Here is a 20900-nt window from a genome sequence, read left to right on the forward strand (position 1 = left end):
ACAAGCAAGCAATCAAGAGACGATGCCCATGAGTGATTCAAGCGCCCCCACCACCCATGGCGTCAATTTGGACGCCATCAAGTCGAAGCAAAGGTCCGCTTCCCCGGCGACCGCCGAAACGGCGCTCACGGTCAAGGACCTGAGGCTCTTCTACGGCGACAAAATGGCGCTCAAGGACGTCAACATGACCATCCCGAAGGAGCGCGTCACCGCCTTCATCGGTCCCAGCGGCTGCGGCAAATCCACGCTGTTGCGCTGCTTCAACCGTATGAACGATCTGGTGGACGGCGTGCGGATCGAGGGCCAGATCATCTTGCATGACCAAGACATCTACCATCGCGACGTCGACGCCGCCGCGCTGCGGCGCCAGGTGGGCATGGTGTTTCAGAAACCCAACCCCTTTCCCAAGTCGATTTATGAGAATGTCGCCTACGGTCTGCGGCTGATGGGGGTCAAGCATCGTCGCACCCTGGACGAGGTGGTAGAGCGCTCGCTGCGCGGCGCGGCGCTGTGGGATGAGGTCAAGGACCGCCTGCACGACAGCGCCTTCGGTCTGTCCGGCGGCCAGCAACAGCGTCTGGTCATCGCCCGCGCCATCGCCATCGAGCCGGAAGTCCTACTGCTGGACGAGCCGGCTTCGGCGCTGGACCCGATCTCGACACTCAAGATCGAGGAGTTGATTTACGAATTGAAATCCGAGTTCACTATCGTCATCGTCACCCACAATATGCAGCAGGCGGCGCGTGTTTCCGACTATACTGCCTTCATGTATATGGGCGAATTGATCGAATTGGCGGATACCGACACGCTGTTCACCAATCCCAAAAAGAAACAGACTGAAGATTACATTACCGGTCGCTACGGCTAGAACCGGCAGCATACGCAACGGAGCCAGACATGGACAACAGCAATTTGCCTCATCATATTTCGCAACAGTTCGACGCCGAGCTGGAACGGTTGCGCAGCCAGGTGTTTGCCATGGGCGGCCTGGTCGAGGAACAGGTCAAGAAGGCGATTACAGCACTCACCGAGGGCGATACCGCCCTGGCCGATGAAGTCACCACAGGCGATATCCAGGTCAATGCCATGGAAGTGGACATCGATGAAGAGTGCACCCATATCATCGCCCGCCGTCAGCCCACGGCCAGCGACCTGCGCCTGGTCATCGCCGTCATTAAGACCATCACCGACCTGGAGCGCATGGGCGACCAGGCCGAAAAGGTCGCGCGCATCGGACGCGAACTGGCAGAGATGGAGCGGCCGCGCAACGGCTACATCGAGATCCAATCCCTAGGCACCCATGTCCAGAACATGCTGCGCGGCGCACTGGATGCCTTTGTCCGTATGGACGCCGAGGCCGCGGTCAAGATCGCCAAAATGGACCTGCAGGCCGACCACGAATACGAGGCCATTATCCGCCAGAACATGACCTTCATGATGGAAGATCCGCGCACCATAAAGCGTGTCCTCGGCGCCACCTGGGCGGCGCGGGCATTGGAGCGTATCGGTGACCATGCCAAGAACGTCTGTGAATACGTCATCTATCTGGTGAAGGGCAAAGACGTGCGCCACACCACCCTGGAGCAGCTGGAAAAAGAGGCGACGGAGGGCTAAATGTAGGTTGGGGTAAGCGCAGCGCACCCCAACACGTCAGGCTGCGAGACGGCGCCATAGGTTCGAGCCCAAGGCAGCGCCTGCTGAAATCATATCCCCACCCCAAGGGATTGGGGGAACCAGGAAGGTCTTTTAAATCCCCCCTACCCCCCTTTTTCAAAGGGGGGACCTACGTGCTTATAGTTGGGCTTTGTCGACAACCGCGCGGCACATCGGTATAGCCCCCTCTTTTTTAAAGAGGGGTTGGGGGAGATTTACAGCCCTTCCCCATGTCTAGCCTCAATAAAACCAAAACCCTCGCACGGGGGGCGTGACGGTCGGACGTGTTGGAGTGCGCGACATTTGCTTCTCCTTTATGCCCCACGGGTACAACCTACGTTAGATACCGTAGCCTGCGGCGCCAGGGTCCAGGCCTTCCGGCACCCTGGCCAAACGCCGCACCCCCGTCTCGAGCTGGCCATCGGGGTGGAGTCGGAACCAGCGATAACCCGGGGGCAGATAGTCGAGTTCGAATTCCTCCACGCCGGGTTTGAACTGTATGCAGGTAGACGGCGTACTCAACAACCGCACGCCGGCGCGCTCTTCGTCAAACTCCTGATGCACATGCCCCCACACCACGGCCTTCACCTGGGGATGGGCGGCGATCACTTCGAACAGTTTTTCCGGATTCCCCAGCCCCAGCGGATCCAGCCATTTGCAGCCCACCGGCACGGGGTTGTGATGCAGAAAGATCATGCTGTACGGCGCATCCGACTTAGTCAGGGCGCGCTCCAGCCAGCGTAGTTCCTTGTCATCCAGATGACCGCCCACCTGGCCCGGCAACTGCGAGTTCAGCAGCAACAGCTGCCATTGCCCCATGCGAATCTGCTTGTCACAGCTGATCACGCCCTGACCGAATTCGGACTGCATGAAACCGGCATCGTCATGATTGCCGGGGATCAGATGAGTCGGCACTTTGAGCCGCTCCAAGACCTGACGCAGGTGTTGATAACCTTGTTCCGACTCGTCGTGCACCAGATCGCCGCTGATCACGGCCACATCCATGGTCTGCTCTAGCGCCTTGTTGACCACGGCCTCGAAGCTCTGAAAACTGTTGACCCCGTACAAGCCGACCGACTGATCCGCATACAGGTGCGGATCGGTCAGCTGAACCAGTTCAATCGCTTTGTCTTGATTGCTCACGATAGGCTTTTATAGTTTTGTTTTTTTTGTGCCACGTTGTCGCGCAGATAGACCGGCACGGCCTGATCGGCAGCGACTGTCCTGCCCTGTTCAAATTCATGTTTCGCCAACAACGCCACCTCCTCCGCCCTGGGCAGCCATTCGGTCATTTCCGCTACCGGCACATGCGTCAGCACATCCGGCAGTTGCCCGGCGTACACCGCCCAGCCATTGCCGACGCCATACCACTCACCCGGGCCGGGCACCGGCACGGCCTCGGGCCGACACACGCACTCATCCCCCAGCAACGATACCACTCCTTGCTGCACCTGATAAGCACCCCAGTAGACCTCCCCCATGCGCGCATCGGTGGCGCACAGCACGGCCTGATAGGCGTTGTGACGATACCCCGCCAGGGCCAGGGCCGCCAGCGTCGAGACCGGCACCACCGGCAGGTCGGCGGCGTAGGCAATCCCCTGCGCCACGCTGGCGGCGACGCGCACGCCGGTAAAGGCCCCCGGCCCGCGACCAAAGGCGACGGCCGTCAGACGGGTCGGCGTCAAATCCGCTTCGCGCAGCAATTGATCGATCATGCCGAGGATCAAATCGCCATGGCCGCGGGGGGCCACCTGATAGCGCTGTGACACTTGTGCGTCGCACAACAGGGCGGCGGAACAGGCCTGGGTGGAGGTCTCGATGGCGAGAATATTCAACAAGGGTTTTCCATATTAACGGCTGAATTCCAAGCACATCATAAAAGGAAATAACGCCGCCATAAAGCGAGTATTTCGGCGTGCGGGACGACCAAGTGTTTCGTCCTCCACAGGATTCAACGACTCCCGACACGAGACGCTTGAGTTCATCCCGGCAACGCATCCGGCGCGACCGTCTCGCCAATATCCGATTTTGCCTGGGCGGCAAAAAAACGCTGTACCAGTTCCAGCTTGCGCGTGCGCAACATGGGCGGCAGGCTATTCAGGAACACCTGACCATAGGGCTTGTCGATCAGGCGCGGATCACACAACACCATCACGCCGCGATCATCTATGTCGCGAATCAAGCGCCCCACCCCCTGCTTCAAGGCGATCACCGCGCGCGGGACTTGCAACTCCATGAAGGGATTGCCGCCCCGGGCCCTCAGGGCGTCGGCACGCGCCTGCAACACCGGATCGTCGGGCGCGGCAAACGGCAGCTTGTCGATAATGACGCAGGACAGCGCCTCGCCGCGCACGTCCACCCCCTCCCAAAAGCTGCCCGTGCCCAGCAGCACCGCATTGCCCTGTTCGCGAAAGCGGCGCAGCAATTCGTTGCGGGGATAGTCGCCCTGTACCAGGAGCGGATAGTCGCAACGTCCCTGCAGTAAGGCGGCGGCCTGTTTCAAGGCGCGGTGGCTGGTGAACAGCAGAAAGGCGCGGCCGCGCGAGGCCTCCAAAACGGGCACGGCCGCCTCCATCACCGCCTCCACATAGCTCGGGCTGTTGGGCGGGGGCATGTCGGGCGGGGCGTAGAGCAAGGCGTGGCTGCGAAAATCGAAGGGGCTATCCCACAGGGCGGTGCGGACCTCCGTTAGGCCCAGTTGATCGGCGTAGTGATCGAAACGGCCGTTGACCGCCAGCGTAGCGGAGGTGAAGACCCAGGCCGCCCTCTGCTCCTGCATGCGTTTCTGGAACGGTTCGGCCACATTCAGCGGGGTGCAGCAGAGCACGAAGCTGCGGCTGTAAATATCCACCCAATAGACTTGGTCCGGCGTCTCCTCCGCGTTGAACAGGGCCAGCCGGCCGAGCTGCGTTTCACAGCGCTCGAGGCAGTTCTCCAGACCCTTGCTGCGTTCGGCCACCGGTTCCAGTTGTTGCTGCAAGGCCTGCAACGCGTTTTCCAGGCCCTGCAGCTGCTCGGCCACCTTGGACTCAGCGCGCAGGCGGGCCCAGGGCTGGCGCTGACTGCTGTCGTTACCCAGGGCAAGACGGAAATCGCGCACGGCATAGTCCAGCTTGTCCGCCGCCGTGGAGAGCGCCGCGCTGTCGGCGGCACTGCTGTGAAATTCCGCCAGCGCGTCCTTGGCCAGCTCGAACAACTGCCGTCCGCTGAGGGTCTGGCCGAAGAAATGGGTGGCGATCTCAGGCAGCTGGTGGGCCTCGTCGATGATGTAGGCATTGGCCGTCGGCAGCAATTCGCCGAAGCCGTCCTCGCGCAGCACCATGTCGGCCAGCAACAAATGGTGGTTGATCACCACCACGTCGGCGCCGGCGGCCTCGCGGCGCGCCCTCATTACATGACAATCGTTAAAACTGGGACATTCGGCGCCGAGACAGTTGTCCACCGTGGAGGTGACCATGGGCCACAAGGGCGAGTCCTCACCGATATCCATAAACTCGGTGATATCGCCACTGTCGGTGCGCCCTGCCCATTCGCGCACCCGGCGCAGCTGATGCACCAGTTCGCGCGAGGCCAGACGGCCCTCCTGTTCCGTGACCTGCAGACGATAGAGGCACAGATAATTGCTGCGTCCCTTGAGCAAGGCGGTCTGCAGCGGCATTTCCAGGGCTTTGCGCACCAAGGGCAGGTCTTTCTGGAACAACTGGTCCTGCAGATTCTTGGTGCCGGTGGAAATGATCACGGTCTGGCCGGACAGCAGGGCCGGCACCAAGTAGGCGAAGGTCTTGCCGGTGCCGGTGCCGGCCTCGCAGACCAGGGTCTGCTCGTCGCGCATGGCCTGCTCCACCGCCGCCGCCATTTCCTGCTGCTGGGCACGCGGCTGGAATCCCTCGATGCACCGCGCCATGGCGCCCTCGGCTCCCAGGACCTCGGCTGCAGTTTGAAACGACATAATGGCTAAGCGACGCTGATGATCTCAGGACCCGGAGCGGTTATCCCAGACCTCGTTCTCTTCGCCAAACTCGCGCGTCCAGACCAACTGGCTGATGGCCTTGAACTTGGCCACCGACATGGCGCCGCGCTTGGCGCGTTTGCTTTGGCCGGCCTCCTGCGCGGCAACGATCTCGTCGCGCTCGGCCTCATAGATTTCGAAGGGTTCGAAGTGATCGTCCATCAGCACCAGCACCACGCTGTCCCACTCTTGCTCCAGCTTGAGCTGGCCGATGCGCTGACCCGATCTCTCTTCGTCGAAAATCACGCGGCCCTTGATCTGGATCTTTTTGCCCGCGCGTTTGCCGCGGCCGACGGCGTCATAACCGCCCTGGGTACCGGGCGGCACCGGCTCCAGGTCGAGCTGTTTACAGGCGTCGAACTGGGCGATCTCGCCGCTCACCCCGCCCAGCGGTTTGCCGGTGGCGTTGCGGTAGTCGCGCGCGATGCGGCGCGTCTCGGCGATCAGTTTTTCCAGAGAATATATGGACACATCCGTTACCCGGGCAAATTCATGCATTATAGTGCCAGATCAACCAGATAAATTCAGCAATTTGACTGTGGGCCTGAAAACACCGCCTCGCCCTGTTATCCACCCGTCGGCATTTGCCATAATACACCCATGTCAGCCAACACGCTCATATCCGCGCTGCAGGATCCGGCACGCTACGACCACGCGACCGGCAAGATCAAACTGTTCGAAACCCACATCTCCTGGGTCCTGCTCACCGGAGACTATGTCTATAAGATCAAGAAACCGCTGGACTTGGGATTTCTCGACTTTTCCAGTCTGGCGCAACGGCACCGCTATTGCCAACAAGAGCTGGAACTCAACCGCCGTCTGGCACCCGAGCTCTATCTCGGGGTGGTGAAGATCAGCGGTTCGGCGCGACATCCGCGCATCAACGGCCCCGGCGAGGCGATCGAGTATGCCGTCAAGATGCGTCAGTTCGACCCGGACATGCAGTTCGACTCACTGCTGCAACGCCAGGCCCTGACAACGCAGCACATCGACGCCCTGGCCGACAGGATCGCGGCATTTCATCAGGGCATCGAAACCGCCCCCGCCGACAGCCGCTACGGCACTGCGCCGGCGGTATGGCAACCCATGCAGGACAATTTCGACCAGATTGAACAGCGCTTGCAGGATCGGGCTGACCGGGACCGTCTGGAACGACTGCGGCAATGGAGCCGGCAGCGTTTCGATAGCTTGCAAACGGCAATCAGCGCACGCAAGCGCAATGGCTTCGTGCGCAACTGTCATGGCGACATGCACCTGGCCAATATCGCCTGGGTAAACGATGCGGTGACCATATTCGACTGCATCGAATTCAACGATGAATTCCGCTGGATCGACGTCATCAGTGAGATCGCCTTCACCACCATGGATCTGGTGGACCGGGAGCGCCCCGACCTGGCAGCGCGATTGCTGGATCGTTACCTGCAGCACACGGGCGACTACGGCGGCCTGCGGCTGCTGCGCCTCTACCAGGTCTATCGCGCCCTGGTGCGCGCCAAGGTCGCCATCATCCGTCATAGTCAAGGCGACATCAGCGCGCAGGAAAGCGCGCAGGCGCTGGCACAATATCGAGACTACGCCCGCTTGGCGGAGTCCTTGACCGCAACGACACCGATACGCCTGTACATCACCCACGGCGTCTCGGGGGCGGGCAAGACCACGCTGTCACAGCCGCTGCTGGAGCAGTTCGGCATGATCCGCCTGCGCTCCGACGTGGAACGCAAACGCCTGTTCGGACTGGCCGCCCAGGACGAGAGCGACTCAGACACAGGGGCGGGCATCTACACCTCATCCGCCAGCGAACACACCTATGCGCGTTTGCAAGCACTCGCGACCGAGGTCATCCACGCCGGCTACAATGTCATCGTCGACGCCACCTTTCTCAAACGCATGCAGCGCCGGATGTTTCAAGGCTTGGCGCGGCAATTGGCTGTGCCCTTTGTCATTCTCCACTTTCACGCCGACGAGTCACTGCTACGCCGCTGGATCAGGGAACGCCTGGCCGCCGGTCAAGACGCCTCGGAAGCCGATGTGCAGGTATTGGAGCATCAACTGAATAATCAAGAACCGCTCATTGAAGGCGAGGCCGACCATATTATTGCCATCGACAGCGGCCGCGACGATGCCGCCGAATCACTCCTTTACGCGGTGAAACGCTTGCCCTAGCTGTCAACCGTGATACGCGCGACCACCCCCTTTTCCGCTTGATCAAGCGCCGACGGCACGCCGGACAGGATCAAGGTGTCGCTGGCGCACAAGCTCATATCGGCGTCGGGCCGCGAGATGCGCCTGCCCTCGTGCAGCAAGGCCACCAGCGAGACACCGTAGCGCTCCAGTTCCAGCTCGCCGACCTTGTGGCCGCTGGCCCAGCTGGTATCGGTGAGTTCCACGGCGCGTAATTGTTCCTCGCTATCGAGCCAATCGGACTCCAGCACACCGCCACCCGGAAACAGGCGCCGGAAGGTTTCATAACGCGCGGCGCGCACATCGCGAATCTTGTGAACGATGCGCGAGGCCGGCACCTTGAGCATAAACAACAAATAAGATGACAACATCAGACTGGCCTCCAGGGTCTCCGGCACCACCTCACTGGCACCGGCGTCGAGCAATTCCTGCATGTGGCTGTCGTCGGAGGTACGCACCAGCACGGGAATATCCACCTCCGCCCGACGCACCTGTTTTAAAATTTTCAACGCCGTGGACGGGTCGTTCACACTCACCACCAGCGCCGCGGCGCGCTCGATACCGGCCGCTTGCAACAATTCCAGGTTAGCGGCGTCGCCGTAGCTGACAGGCTCCTTGGCCAGCACGGCGTTCTGCACCAGCACCGGATCAAGCTCCATGGCGATATAGTTAAAGCCCTCCTCCTTCAACAAATGGGCGATATTCTGCCCCACCCGGCCGTAGCCGCAGAGGATGATGTGGTGTTTCAGATCCTGGGCCAGGTCCTCGACTTGCTCCTGGACCTTTTGTTTGCTGAGGCTGGCGGTCTTGGGCGTCAGCCAACGAATCAGGCGACCGTTGTAACGAATCACCAGCGGCGCCAAGGCCATGCTGATCAGCAGGGCCGCCAATACCACCTGACCATAGCCGTTATCGATGATCTTCCCTTCCAGCGCCAAGGTCAGAATGGCGAACCCGAACTCGCCGCCATGGGCCAATACCAGCCCGGTACGCAAAGACACCGCCGCGTCCCAACCGGCGATGCGGCACAGGACGGTAATGAACAAGCCCTTGAACAGGATCAGCGCCGTCAAGGTCAGCAGCACCGAGAGCCAGATGTCAGGCAACAGCTGAACATTGAAGAGCATGCCCACGGTAATGAAAAACAGCCCCAACAGGATATCGCGAAAAGGTCGGATCTCGGCCTCGATCTGATGGCGGAATTCGGTCTCACCCAGCATCATGCCGGCGACGAAGGCGCCCAAGGCCAGGGACAGGCCCAGCTGGTTGGTAAGCCAGGCGGCACCCAGGCTGATCATCAAGGCGGTCAGGGTAAACAACTCCATAGAGCGGTACTTGGCCACCAGATGAAACAAGGGCCGTAACACCCAACGCCCGAGAATGAAGATTAAGGCCAAGGCCGCCAGGCCCTGGGCCACCGCCACCAGCACGGTTATGCCGGCGCTGGTGTCGCGCGCCACGGACGGCGGCGACACCAGGATCAAGAACGGGATCACCATCAGGTCTTGAAACAGCAGAATACCCACCGCATTGCGGCCGTGGCGCGAGTGCAGTTCCACTTGGTCGGTCATCTGCTTAATCACCAGGGCGGTGGAGGACATGGCGACGATGCCGCCCAGCACCAGGGCGGACTCCAATTCAAGGCCAAAGCGCTGCGCCAGCAAGGTCACAATCGCCGTGGTGCCGAGCACTTGGGCGCCCCCCAGACCCAGCACCGCCCCCTTCATGTGCACCAGTTGCGACAGGGAAAACTCGAGGCCGATAGTAAACAACAGAAACACCACTCCGAACTCGGCCAGGGCGCGGGTATGTTCGGTATCGGTGACGAAGGCCAGACCATAGGGTCCGATCAAGACGCCGATGAGCAGGTAGCCCAGGATGGGCGGCAGACGCAAATGCAGACAGGCCGCCACTGCCGCGACGGCGACGGAAAACAGAATCAGGATTTCGTTTAAATAACCGTGGTCCATGGATAGCGGCAAACAGGCTGTGTTTTCCCCACTCTAATTGACTCACCCTGGAAATGCCAAATAAATGAAGGGTATTAGGCGCTGCCTGCGCTCACGGCCTCATGAGCCGAGTTATTTAGCGCGGCGGGCGCGAAAGAAATCAGTCAACAGTTGGGCGCATTGGTGCTGTAAGACACCGCCGTTCACTGCCACGGAATGATTATGTTCGGGACCGCCGAAGACGTCGAAGACGCTGCCGGCGGCGCCGGTTTTCGGATCGTAGGCGCCGAATACCAAGCGCTTCACTCGGGCATGAATCATGGCGCCGGCGCACATGGTGCAGGGCTCCAGTGTGACATACAGGGTGGTGTCGGGGAGGCGGTAGTTGCCCATGGACTGACCGGCGACGCGCAGCGCCACCATCTCGGCATGGGCGGAGGGATCGCTGCATTGGATCGACCGGTTCCAGCCCTCGGCGATGAGCCTATCGCCCTTGACCAGCACCGCCCCCACCGGCACCTCGCCCTCGAGGCCGGCGCGCTCGGCCAGCCGTAAGGCGTGGCGTATCCAGTGCTGATCAGGGGATTCGATTTGCATCATTTTCTATTCAACCGCAAAGGACAAGGGACGCTGACAAAGCATGAGTCCCATCGAGTAGTTATTAACCCGGCAAGCTAGTATGCCGGGTTAATAGAAGGTGCGACCCAATTTAGGGGCAGGAGACCCAGGCATGTTGTAAGTGTGATTAAAAAGACGGTGAAATTGCAAGGATTTCCTGATGCAGCGCGTCTTCCGCCTTGCCCTCCTGCACCAAACCGATCACTGCGTTGACTAGCACCACGCCGGGGATGACGATGGTGTCCAGCCAGTAGCCCATCGCCCCGGCGATGAACCCCGCGCCCGGCAGCACGTAGATAAGCAGGTTGTGGAATTGCGACAACAGGCGCACGAGCGTCCCGCGCGCCTGGGGAATGCACCCCAGCCGCCGCCGATGGCGGGACCGGCTAGGCGATCCGCCTTCCTTGAATGATTCGTAGCAAGATCACCACCACCGCGATGACCAGTAGAATGTGAATGAACCCGCCCAAGGTGTACGAGGAAAGCAAACCAAGCAGCCATAAGACGATTAATGTGATTGCAAGCATTTCGAGCATGTTAGCGTTTCCCCTAAAGGTTGCCGGACAACCTCACGTTGCCCGGCTATCGTTCTATAATATTGGACCTTCGCCGCCGTCACCGGTCAGCGCGGATCGATATCACGTTCATCCTCGGAAATGACCATCTCCACGCGGCGATTGCGTTGTCGAGTGGCAGGGGTATCGTTGCTCGCAACCGGATTCGACTCACCATAGCCACGCGCGGCGACGCGGTCCGCGCTGATGCCGTTCTCGGTCAAAAACGCGCGCACGGCTTCGGCGCGCCGTTCCGAGAGCATCTGGTTGTAGCTGTCGCTGCCCGTGCTGTCGGTAAAACCTTCGATCCTTACCTTGCGTTCCGGATACTCCTTCAGGAACTCGGCGATCTTCTGTACATTGCGCTCGGATCCCGGTTTCAGCTCGGCTTGGTTGAAATCGAACAGCACGTCACCGAGTGTGATGACCAGTCCACGCTCGGTCTTCTTGGCATTCAACTCCGCGAGTTTTTTCTCCATTTCACCCACTCTTGTGGTGGCGGCTTTCAGTTCACCCGCCGCCTGTGCGGCGGCGGCCGCGGAAATCTGCGCTTGGCGGGCCTTGTCGCTGTCCCTTTTCGCATCTGCGGCGGCCGTTTCCTGCGCTTGTCGCACAGCGGCATCCTGAGCTTCCCCCACTTGCCTACGAGCCGCATCGGCTTCGGCGGTTCGAACCTCAAGGCGTACCGCATCGCGCCGTGTACCGGCGCTGGCGACGGCCATTTCGGCGGAACGCAGCTTTGCCGTGTCCTGGGCAATCAATGCGCGCTGCTTGGCGAGGTAAGCCAAATGATCCACCAAGTCTGCATCTTCCTGTTTGCTCCAGGCATTCTCAGCGCTTTCCAGTGCCTGGCCGGCTTGTTGCAGTTCCACTGCCGCATGTTTTGAAACATCGGGATCGCTCCGCGCCGTGCTGTAAGAGCTGCGGGCCTCTTCAAGAACAGCGTGTTGCTCCGGTACAGTGCTGCAACCCACGCCCACCAGACTGGCGCCCATGATGAGGAGGGTGGGTACAATATAGTTACTTCGCATGATCAATTCCTTATATGTGGATTAACGGCTGTTGCTGCAGGTGCCATTTGGTTTCACGGCGCGGTGCGGTCGAGTTCTTGGCGCAGAACGCGATTCGACTCCTCCGCGTTTCTAACCGCTAATTGAGCTTTGGCCAAAGCGGCCTTGGTTTCGGCGAGCGTGGCGTCTGCCTGCGCTTGTTCCGCCAGACGTTGCGCCTTGACGTAGTCCTCGTCGGCCATCGCCTGTTCGGCCGCATTCATCTTTTCAGTGGCGGATTTCAATTCAACGGGGGCGTACTCATTGCCCCCCACACTGGCCGCGCGAGTGACCGTCGCCTTAGACACCGCGATCTGTTCCGTCGGCGGCGGCATGCTTGCACAGCCCGTCATGAACAGCGCCATGCCGGCTATGCCGCCCAGGCCGACTCGCGTCATAATTCGAAGAGGATCGTGGTGATTGGATATTTTCATAGTCATTTTCGCCCGTGAAGAGTTGTACTGCGTCGTCCGCAAGATCGACACTGTAGTTTGTCGAGGAGGATTGCTGGCCTTTACTACAGCATGAATGATATGGGACGGCCTGCATTGCGTCGGTGCGGTGTCGCACATAGACGGCGAGATCAGCGATGTCCCATACGCTGTGCCGGGCGGTATGATGGAAAGGAAGGGCGAAAAATCGTCATCCGCCTACTCACTGAGGCGCTTTAACCTCGCGCAATATTCTCTATCACCTCGGCACCCTCTTCCTGAAGGAAGCGCAAAAAGACCTTTGCTGCCGGTGACATGTAGCGGTCCTTCGGATGAACAATGTACCAGCATTCCATCAGCGGAAATCCTTCTATATTCAGCTCCACGAGTTCGCCACGTTCACACTCACGCGCAACGCAATACCTCGATAGTACCGACAATCCCATATTGCTGGCGACGGCGTGTTTGAGCGCCTCGTTACTGCTCAACTCCATACCGATGTTCAACGTGATTTCCTGACCATCAAGAAAGCGCTTCAACGCAATTCGCGTACCTGAAGTGCGTTCTCGCAGGAGAAATGTCTCCGTCTTGATCGCGTCCATAGAAAGATCCTCTCGACGCGCGAGTGGATGATCCGACGAGGCGACGATCACCAACGGATTTTTAATAAACGGAATTACATTGACTTCAATGTCGCTAGGCACTTGGTCGATCAGACACAAATCATCGAGGTTATCTTGCAGCCGCCGCGAAAGATTTTCTCTATCAACGATGCTTAAAGAAAACGTCACCTGAGGATAGAGCTTTTTAAATACCCCCAATAAAACCGGAACAAAGTATTCCGTGGTCGTTGCGCCGGCGAGTGTCAGCGGGCCACTCACCGTATCAATTCGGTTTGAAATATGTTCATCGAACCGCGTTACACAAGCAAATATCTCGCGACATGTCTTGAGAAATTCTCGGCCCTCATAAGTGAGATGGACCTGCCGCCCAACCTGCTCGAAGAGCCGGGTATTCAAACACTCTTCCAGCTTCTTCATCTGCATGGATACCGTTGGCTGCGTAATGAAAAGCTCCCGCGACGCGGCAGTAAAGTTACCTAATCTGGCGACGCATTCGAATACCTGAAGTTGTCGAAATGAAACGTTTCGTAAGCTGCGCGATGCAAGCGTCACTTGGTTTGTGTCGATATGAGTATTCATAGATACCTGGTGATGGATCCGATACGTAATGGTGATTGGATATTGTACGCAATAACGCGCATTGTGGCTTTACCTGCTCGCTTGAGCAGCTTAGGCGGCATCTCCTGACGGGATGGTTGCCTGATCACTGAAATGGAGAAACAAACATGAACACAGATAGATTACATTTTGATCTTAACCAAAATATGGCGAATAGTGACAAGGTCGCCCGATATGCCCTGGGTGCCGTACTGATTGCGTCGATATTTGTAGTGGCGCCGGCCTATACCAGCTCAGTCGTCTTGCTCCCGTTGATAGCGATACCGATTGTCATCAGCGCAATCATCGGTTGGGATCCAGTCTACGCATTGTTTCAGAAATCGCCGATTCCCAAGCTATTAGCTTTCAATATGCTGAAGCCCGCGACCGAATGAACGCCGCGACCCGGCACCTAATCCGGCACGACGTTAAGTTATACAGGATGGGCACATAAAACGTGCCCACCCTCCACGGCCCACAATGGCATGGGCTCATCATCTAGCCGCTGTAACACGCCAGCAGTCCATACAACAAAAAGCGAGACAGGAACGCCACGAAGGTCCAGAGAGGTAAATATTGAACCATTCAGATCGTTTGCCTCCATGGACTAGCCTTAACCCGGCGCACCCGACGAGCAATATCCGCATACGTCCCATGCACCGAGCAAGAATCCCACTACAGACATGATGGCGCTAAGAAGAGTATCGGGCGCACAAACTCCCTTTTCCGGACTAATCAACGGGTTATTCACGGGCACCCGCGAGACACCTGCCCTGCGACCACCGCGACATCTCGCCGCATCAACGCCCAGCAACGCATTGGGGGGGCGTTGACTGGAGCGCCGTTTGATCGCTGCGCATCAAGGTTGCCAGGAACCGCGAGTTATACCGAACAAACCGACAATGGCCACGCCAACACCACCGATCATCAGCAACACAGACTTGTCAGTTGGAGAGCCGGTAAACCGGCGTGAGATATCAGAGCTGACCGACTCCGAAACGCTGAAGCCCCAGAAAAACAACAAACCCCCGACGATCAACAGGAAAAACGAAATGCCGGTGTTCATAAGCAGTACCCCAGTAAAAGTAATCGGCAATGATTGCCGTATGCAAGGCTAACCCAACCAGAGGCGGGTGCCTGTGCGTTACCGAACAGACCAGGCCAGCCATCTTCGAAATAATGATGTGACACTCGATGGGGATGATGTGCAAGCCCTTATGTGGTGCCTATGATGCGCGAGGTGTCTTGATGATAAATATATTGGAAGATGATAGCGGAACCCTCGATTGCGCCAGCCAGTCGTTGTGCGCGAAATGCAACAGTCAAGATTCGGGCACATGACTTCCGTGCCAACCACGGTGCTGCTCGTTGAGGATGACCCTACTGATGCTGGATTGATCCGGGCGGCGCTTGAGGGGCATGGTCACGGAATGTTCCAGGTTGTATGGCTGACACGACTCGACGATGCGCTTGAACGACTGGGGCAGATCTGTTTTGACGTTGTGTTGCTGGATTTGACCCTCCCGGATGGCATGGGTATCAAGGCGTTTGAGCGGGTATTTCAGGCGGCACCCGATGCGCTGATTCTGGTTCTGAGTACCGCGGATGATGAGGCCGTCGCGCGTAAAGCGGTGCAGCAGGGCGCGCACGATTATCTGGCCAAGGAACATGCGGACGCCTACTGGCTGCCTCGCGCGCTGCGCTATGTCACTGAACGTAAGGCGACCGAGTTGATGTTGCGTGAGACTGAACAGACGTTGTTCGAAGAAAAAGAGCGCAATAGAGTCATGCTCGACTCGATCGGTGATGCTGTATTGGCCACTGATATCCATTCCAATATAACCTATCTGAATCCCATCGCGGAAAGGCTGACCGGTTGGTCACATGCGGACGCCTTAGGTCAACCACTTACGAAGGTATTCAATATTATTAATGGCAAGACACGCGAATCCGCCAATAACCCCGCACACTATGTCATAAAAAATGGAACAAACACCGAGCTTGGAATGAATTGTATATTGATCAGTCGCACCGGCGGCGAAACCGAAATCGAGGATTCCGCCGCCCCCATCCGCGACCGTGAAGGTAAGGTTACGGGTGCGGTGATCGTTTTTCACGACAGCAGTCAATCACAACAAATCACCGAGAAAATGGCGCATATGGCCCAACACGATTTTCTTACCGGATTGCCCAATCGTATGTTTTTGACAGAAAATCTGCCGCACATGATCGGTCTCGCAAGCCGGCGTCACAAACAACTCGCGCTGCTGTTTCTTGATCTTGATGACTTCAAGGATATCAATGACCTGCATGGCCATGCCATCGGCGACCGACTGTTGCAGTCAGTGGCCGAGAGGCTGACAAAGCGTGTGCGTGCCTCGGACGTAGTCTGCCGCCTGGGGGGTGACGAGTTCGTGATTATGTTAGCTGAAATCGAGAAGCCTCAGGATGCGGCCTATGTGGCTGAGATGTTGCTCATCGAGCTGGCTGTACCGTTCCTTGTCGAGGACAGGGAATTGCATGTCAGCCTGAGTATCGGCATCAGTGTATATCCGAATGATGGGGATAACATGAAGGCTCTGTTACGGGTTGCGGATGCGGCGATGTACAAAGCCAAGGCTGATGGCAATAATAACTACAGGTTTTTTGGAGCCGAGACACATGGCCTCATTAAAGATCAGAATTTCGTCGAAAACCGTCTTAAGCACGCCTGATTGGACAGTTCCTTTTGGTGAAACTGGTTGTTTGAGTAAGCTAACAGCCAAAACGCGCCTGCATGGTGAGTATGGATCAAGTTTTGGATGTGCTCGCCGCGTGTGTTGCCGGTGAATACAGCGGCGTCCTGCTGATGGTCGTCTTAACAGGGTCGGGTTGCGGGTGGGAGTGAAAAGGCAGCAACCTGTCAGTTTCCCGTTTGATCACGAAATAGCATTCGCAACTCAGTTTTTCCAATTTGAGCCGGTCCAGGACCTTGATGTGGCCACGGTGATATTCGATTGCGCCGACCCCCTTCAGCTTGTGGGCCGCCGAGGTGATACCCTCGCGGCGCACACCCAACATATTTGCGATCAACTCATGGGTCATGATGATCTCATTGTTCGGAAGGCGGTCTGCGGCCATCAACAGCCAGCGGGACAATTGCTGGTCGATGCTGTGATGACGGTTGCAGACCAAAGTCTGCGCCATCTGTGTGATCAGGGCCTGACTGTAGCGCAGCAGCAGCATCCGTAATATTGCATCAGGCTGATTGAATTCATCCTTGAAATGCTGGGCAGATATCCGGCAAACAGTACCGCTGGTTAATACAATCGCCTGGTTTGGGGTATTGTTGCCGCCCATGAATACGGAAACACCAATCATGCCCTCATTACCTACCACGGAGATTTCCGACGTTTCCCCGTTTTCCAATACGTGGACCAAAGAGATGATGTTATCGACGGGAAAGTAGACATTGGCCAGGTTGGCCGCTGCTTCGTGCAAGACCGAGCCTTGTGAAATACTCATTATTTCCAGCTTCGGGATCAGACGGCTCTGCACTTTCTGCGGCAAGCTGTCCAGCAGCCGGTTTTGCAGTGGCGAGGGTTGTTTTATCATCCTGATCTCCAACATCCTTGGTTTTTATTGGACCTTAAATGGTCCCCAGGCGATACAGTGCCATAAATATCGGATAGAGCCGCTGCGCGCTAACGCATAGGCCTATATAGCAAGGCCAACTGCAGCCAGCAAGTGTAAAGCCTTAGAAGTCGCACAATCGTTGGCGTCTATACATCAAAGATTTGATGCTGGCCGCATAACCCGAACAAAAACAATTGAATTAGGGACATTGGAATTCAGACAGTTTATACTAATGGCCGGTGCTTGGTGAGTTTTGGTGCACGCCGGCATGGAGGCCCTGATCCATGCGCCTGCATGGCAGGGACAGAGCATCACGATTAATACTACCGGGGGGGCTCTATGTCCAAGACCATCACTGACGTTACAGTTCAACAGCAATTGCGCCACGCCGCCGAAGCCAGTCTCAAGCAAGGCACTACACCACCTACCAAAGGCTGGTCGATCAGTGCGGATACCCTGACACTCTTGTATCGGCTGGCCAGTACTCCCGAAAGCGCCGGTGACGCACTCAAGCTGCTGCATGAATTGCAGGCACATCAGGTTGAGCTTGATTTGCAGCATCAACAGCTCGAGGCCAATGAGCGGGAATTTTCCCACGAACTGGAACGTTACAAGGCGTTGTTTGAACGGGCCCCTTTTGGCTATTTTGTTGTGAGTACAGATGGCCTTGTCATCGAAGCGAACCTGACCGGCGCCGAATTGTTTGGCGTCGAACCCGGCGACTTCGGGGGGAATGCTATTGACAGCTTTCTGGCCCCCGCAAGCCGACCGGTACTGGGTGAGTTACTGCAACAGCTGCGCCAAAGCGATGTAGCATCCTGTGAGGTGCAAACCGGCGACAAGGCAGGCCAGTTGCGACTGCTGCAGGTTATTGCAAATGCCTCGCCGGGTGACGAAGCTGTTTTATTGGCGTTTCTCGAATTAGGCCGATGACCACCCTTGAACCGTCTCGCCACGAACGGTGGTGAGAAATGCGGGCTATTCCATGGTTTCATCTATTACCGTTGATTCACCTCAACAATCAATGCCGACGACACGCATAGTGGGCGTTGGCGCCTCGGCCGGTGGCCTGGTGGCCTTGGAGCAGTTTCTGAGCCAGACCCCGGCTGACAGCGGGATGGCCTATATCGTGGTGCAACATCTGGATCCCACCCATAAGGCGCTGCTGCCGGAATTGTTGCAGCGCTTCACCAGGATGCCCGTGCGTGAAGCGCAGCAGGACATGCATATTGAGACCGACTGTGTCTATGTCATTCCACCGAATACAGAGCTCAGCGTCATCAACGGCAGACTAAAACTAGCGAGTCCTACCGTGCCGCGCGGTATGCGCTTGCCGATCAATGTCCTGTTTTCGTCCCTGGCCAGCGCCCAGGGCGAGCGCGCCATCGCCGTGATTCTCTCCGGCATGGGGTCGGATGGTACCCTGGGCATGCAGGCGATAAAGGCCGTCGGTGGTCTGAACGTGGTGCAGGAGCCAGGCTCGGCGCAATTTGATTCGATGCCACGGAGCGCCATTGCCGCAGGCTGTGGCGACATCGTTGCCCCGCCCGAGGAGTTGCCGCTCCGTATCCTGGCTTACGTTGCTCAGGTTCCGGACCCTGACACAACCATGGATGCAGAGACGCAGCCCGCTGCGCCGTCCGCACCACTGCAGAATATTATCAAGCTGTTGCAACAACGCACCCGGCATGATTTCACGCTCTACAAAAACAGCACCCTACATCGCCGGATCGAACGACGTATGACGATTCATAAAATCGCAACGTTCGCAATGTATGCCGAATTTCTCCGCCACAATACACAGGAAATTGACCTGCTGTTCAATGAATTGCTGATCGGCGTCACTAGCTTTTTTCGTGACCCCGAGGTCTGGCGCTATCTGGAGGATAACGCCTTGCCGGAATTGCTGGCGCGACGCAGGAGCGAGCCCAATCTGCGCGCCTGGGTTATCGGTTGCTCGACCGGCGAGGAGGCCTACTCCCTGGCGATGATATACAGCGAAGTAACGGAACGATTCCCCCGGCGCAACCAATTTACATTACAGATTTTCGCCTCGGACCTGAGTCCAGACGCCATTACGGCGGCACGCCGCGGCCGATACCCGCTGTCAATCAGTGATGTTGTATCGCCGGAGCGGCTGGTTCGATTTTTTACCTTGCATGACGGATATTACCAGATCAATAAAAAAATCCGCGACATGGTGTTATTCGCCCAGCATGACGTGGTGCTCGATCCGCCCTTCACCAAACTCGATCTGATTGCCTGCCGCAACCTGTTGATCTATTTTGATCCAGAATTACAACGCCGACTGTTGCCCCTGTTTCATTACAGTTTGCGCTCTGGCGGTATTCTGTTGCTGGGCAACTCTGAGACAGTTGGGCGATTCAGTTATCTTTTTACGCCTATTCATGCCAAGTTGCGGCTCTATTTGCGTCAGGACGATGTACGAATTCGTATGCCGAACACCCTGCTGAGCGCGCTTCCTTCGCGAACCAGTCCAACCGAGGAGTATCCTGTGTCATCCACCGATAGCAGCAAACCGTCTACGGATAGCCTACAGGCAGCCGCTGATCATCTCCTGCTGCAGGTCTATGCCCCGGCTGCCGTGGTACTCAACAGCGAAGGCGATATTGTCTATATCAGTGGGCGTACTGGAAAATACCTGGAGCCGGCGGCCGGCAAGGCCAACTGGAATTTTCATGCCATGTTGCGGGATGGTCTGCGCGAGCCGCTCGCGGAAGCACTGAAAAAGGTTGAAACACAAAGCGAGCCCGTGCATCTGCGCGGCCTGCGGGTGTCCATCCCGGGGGGCGTGCAACTCGTTGATGTCACGTTGCAGAAGTTATCTAAACCCGCCGCCCTTGAGGGCATGACCATGGTGGTATTCCACGATGTTTCCTTGGCACCGACCGGCAAGGGCAGGCGCAAGGATCAGGACGCGCGTGCATCAGCGCATGAGGCGGTAATACAACAGTACCTCCAAGAAATCGAATCCTTGCGCAATGAGGCGCGCACTTCCCGGGAAGAGTTGGAGGTATCCAACGAGGAATTGCAGTCCACCAATGAAGAATTGCAGTCGGCAAATGAGGAACTGACCACCTCGAAGGAAGAAATGCAGTCCATGAACGAGGAGCTGCAAACCATCAACAGCGAGCTTCAGGCCAAACTCGATGATCTATCGCTCGCCCAGAGTGACATGCAGAATGTGCTTAACAGTATCGATATTGCCATCCTGTTTCTGGATCAAGGGCTGAATGTCAGGCGCTACACAGATCAGGCCGCGAAGATTATAAATCTGCGTGAAAGCGATATCGGCCGACCGCTCAGCGACCTGACCACCAGCCTGGACTATCCTGAACTGCATGAGGATGCACTCACATGCCTGCGTACCCTGCTGCCCACAGAGAAGCAGGTCCTGTCCGTCGACAAGCGCTGGTTCGCGGTGCGCATCATACCCTATCGCAGACTGGATAACATGATCGACGGCGTTGTGATAACGCTGGTGGATATCACTGAGACGAAAAGTCTTGAGTTAGAATTGCGCCGCGAAAAAAAGGCGTGATACGGAGCGCGGATTCAACGCGTAAGTACAACTCAACCAGTCGGAATAGAGGACAAGCC

At 57.6% G+C, this 20900-nt stretch carries 17 protein-coding genes and 2 pseudogenes; 7 read left to right on the forward strand and 12 right to left on the reverse strand.

Annotated elements, in window-relative coordinates:
• The first annotated feature begins 28 nt into the window (after nt 1-28).
• Together Tel_10645 and Tel_10650 are read left to right on the forward strand one after the other, a co-directional pair.
• Nucleotides 29-868: a phosphate ABC transporter ATP-binding protein gene (locus tag Tel_10645; protein ALP53558.1), complete on the forward strand. Its 840-nt coding sequence runs from the start codon at nt 29-31 to the stop codon at nt 866-868.
• Nucleotides 869-897: 29 nt separating this feature from the next.
• Complete coding sequence (locus tag Tel_10650; protein ALP53559.1) at nt 898-1614, forward strand: transcriptional regulator PhoU; 717 nt, start codon at nt 898-900, stop codon at nt 1612-1614.
• Nucleotides 1615-1992: 378 nt separating this feature from the next.
• On the opposite strand, the gene Tel_10655 is transcribed toward Tel_10650, so the two are convergent.
• The 4 genes from Tel_10655 to Tel_10670 form a co-directional block, all read right to left on the reverse strand.
• On the reverse strand, nt 1993-2796 hold the full coding sequence (locus Tel_10655) for a hypothetical protein (GenBank protein ALP53560.1): 804 nt from the start codon (nt 2794-2796) through the stop codon (nt 1993-1995).
• A complete protein-coding gene (locus tag Tel_10660; GenBank protein ID ALP53561.1) occupies nt 2793-3488 on the reverse strand; it encodes a hypothetical protein in 696 nt (231 codons plus the stop codon). Before Tel_10660 ends, Tel_10655 begins: the two co-directional genes overlap by 4 nt.
• A gap of 146 nt (nt 3489-3634) precedes the next feature.
• Nucleotides 3635-5602, reverse strand: coding sequence for a helicase (locus tag Tel_10665; GenBank protein ALP53562.1), 1968 nt, complete (start codon nt 5600-5602; stop codon nt 3635-3637).
• A gap of 24 nt (nt 5603-5626) precedes the next feature.
• Nucleotides 5627-6133 carry a hypothetical protein gene (locus Tel_10670; protein ALP54833.1) on the reverse strand — a complete coding sequence of 169 codons (507 nt, stop codon included), beginning with the start codon at nt 6131-6133 and terminating at the stop codon, nt 5627-5629.
• Between the two features lie 129 nt (nt 6134-6262).
• Here Tel_10670 and Tel_10675 point away from each other — a divergent pair, with 129 nt between their 5' ends.
• Nucleotides 6263-7825: a hypothetical protein gene (locus Tel_10675; GenBank protein ALP53563.1), complete on the forward strand. Its 1563-nt coding sequence runs from the start codon at nt 6263-6265 to the stop codon at nt 7823-7825.
• Nucleotides 7826-8178: 353 nt separating this feature from the next.
• Here Tel_10675 and Tel_10680 read toward each other — a convergent pair.
• The 6 genes and pseudogenes from Tel_10680 to Tel_10705 form a co-directional block, all read right to left on the reverse strand.
• A pseudogene (locus Tel_10680) lies at nt 8179-9813 on the reverse strand (hypothetical protein).
• A gap of 111 nt (nt 9814-9924) precedes the next feature.
• A complete protein-coding gene (locus tag Tel_10685; protein ID ALP54834.1) occupies nt 9925-10389 on the reverse strand; it encodes a hypothetical protein in 465 nt (154 codons plus the stop codon).
• A gap of 148 nt (nt 10390-10537) precedes the next feature.
• The gene (locus Tel_10690; GenBank protein ID ALP53564.1) at nt 10538-10741 is read right to left on the reverse strand and encodes a hypothetical protein; all 204 of its coding nucleotides are present in this window, start codon (nt 10739-10741) and stop codon (nt 10538-10540) included.
• Between the two features lie 291 nt (nt 10742-11032).
• Nucleotides 11033-11995: a hypothetical protein gene (locus tag Tel_10695; GenBank protein ID ALP53565.1), complete on the reverse strand. Its 963-nt coding sequence runs from the start codon at nt 11993-11995 to the stop codon at nt 11033-11035.
• Between the two features lie 53 nt (nt 11996-12048).
• Nucleotides 12049-12447, reverse strand: a complete 399-nt coding sequence (locus tag Tel_10700; GenBank protein ID ALP54835.1) for a hypothetical protein — start codon at nt 12445-12447, stop codon at nt 12049-12051.
• Between the two features lie 233 nt (nt 12448-12680).
• Nucleotides 12681-13619 carry a hypothetical protein gene (locus Tel_10705; GenBank protein ID ALP54836.1) on the reverse strand — a complete coding sequence of 313 codons (939 nt, stop codon included), beginning with the start codon at nt 13617-13619 and terminating at the stop codon, nt 12681-12683.
• 173 nt (nt 13620-13792) lie between these two features.
• On the opposite strand from Tel_10705, the gene Tel_10710 reads away from it, so the two are divergent.
• Nucleotides 13793-14059 (forward strand): hypothetical protein, encoded by a 267-nt coding sequence (locus Tel_10710; protein ALP53566.1) that lies wholly within the window; start codon nt 13793-13795, stop codon nt 14057-14059.
• A 464-nt stretch (nt 14060-14523) separates the two neighbouring features.
• Here the strand turns inward: Tel_10710 and Tel_10715 are convergent, their stop codons facing one another.
• A complete protein-coding gene (locus tag Tel_10715) occupies nt 14524-14730 on the reverse strand; it encodes a hypothetical protein (protein ALP53567.1) in 207 nt (68 codons plus the stop codon).
• Nucleotides 14731-15094: 364 nt separating this feature from the next.
• Here Tel_10715 and Tel_10720 point away from each other — a divergent pair, with 364 nt between their 5' ends.
• On the forward strand, nt 15095-16378 hold the full coding sequence (locus Tel_10720; GenBank protein ALP53568.1) for a hypothetical protein: 1284 nt from the start codon (nt 15095-15097) through the stop codon (nt 16376-16378).
• 172 nt (nt 16379-16550) lie between these two features.
• Here Tel_10720 and Tel_10725 read toward each other — a convergent pair.
• Nucleotides 16551-17258: pseudogene (locus tag Tel_10725) on the reverse strand (Crp/Fnr family transcriptional regulator).
• A 360-nt stretch (nt 17259-17618) separates the two neighbouring features.
• Here Tel_10725 and Tel_10730 point away from each other — a divergent pair.
• Together Tel_10730 and Tel_10735 are read left to right on the forward strand one after the other, a co-directional pair.
• A complete protein-coding gene (locus Tel_10730) occupies nt 17619-18212 on the forward strand; it encodes a hypothetical protein (GenBank protein ALP53569.1) in 594 nt (197 codons plus the stop codon).
• Nucleotides 18213-18264: 52 nt separating this feature from the next.
• The gene (locus Tel_10735) at nt 18265-20841 is read left to right on the forward strand and encodes a chemotaxis protein CheB (protein ID ALP53570.1); all 2577 of its coding nucleotides are present in this window, start codon (nt 18265-18267) and stop codon (nt 20839-20841) included.
• The last annotated feature ends 59 nt before the right edge of the window (nt 20842-20900 follow it).

The organism is Candidatus Tenderia electrophaga (assembly GCA_001447805.1).
Lineage (GTDB): Bacteria > Pseudomonadota > Gammaproteobacteria > Tenderiales > Tenderiaceae > Tenderia > Tenderia electrophaga.

Excerpts from the sequence above, each read along its gene's own strand:
- Tel_10700 (ALP54835.1), bottom strand. The coding sequence starts at position 12,447 with ATGAAAATATCCAATCACCACGATCCTCTTCGAATTATGACGCGAGTC.
- Tel_10710 (ALP53566.1), top strand. The coding sequence starts at position 13,793 with ATGAACACAGATAGATTACATTTTGATCTTAACCAAAATATGGCGAAT.
- Tel_10675 (ALP53563.1), top strand. The coding sequence starts at position 6,263 with ATGTCAGCCAACACGCTCATATCCGCGCTGCAGGATCCGGCACGCTAC.
- Tel_10735 (ALP53570.1), top strand. The coding sequence starts at position 18,265 with ATGGTTTCATCTATTACCGTTGATTCACCTCAACAATCAATGCCGACG.
- Tel_10715 (ALP53567.1), bottom strand. The coding sequence starts at position 14,730 with ATGAACACCGGCATTTCGTTTTTCCTGTTGATCGTCGGGGGTTTGTTG.
- Tel_10645 (ALP53558.1), top strand. The coding sequence starts at position 29 with ATGAGTGATTCAAGCGCCCCCACCACCCATGGCGTCAATTTGGACGCC.
- Tel_10730 (ALP53569.1), top strand. The coding sequence starts at position 17,619 with ATGTCCAAGACCATCACTGACGTTACAGTTCAACAGCAATTGCGCCAC.
- Tel_10695 (ALP53565.1), bottom strand. The coding sequence starts at position 11,995 with ATGCGAAGTAACTATATTGTACCCACCCTCCTCATCATGGGCGCCAGT.
- Tel_10720 (ALP53568.1), top strand. The coding sequence starts at position 15,095 with ATGTTCCAGGTTGTATGGCTGACACGACTCGACGATGCGCTTGAACGA.
- Tel_10650 (ALP53559.1), top strand. The coding sequence starts at position 898 with ATGGACAACAGCAATTTGCCTCATCATATTTCGCAACAGTTCGACGCC.
- Tel_10685 (ALP54834.1), bottom strand. The coding sequence starts at position 10,389 with ATGCAAATCGAATCCCCTGATCAGCACTGGATACGCCACGCCTTACGG.
- Tel_10665 (ALP53562.1), bottom strand. The coding sequence starts at position 5,602 with ATGTCGTTTCAAACTGCAGCCGAGGTCCTGGGAGCCGAGGGCGCCATG.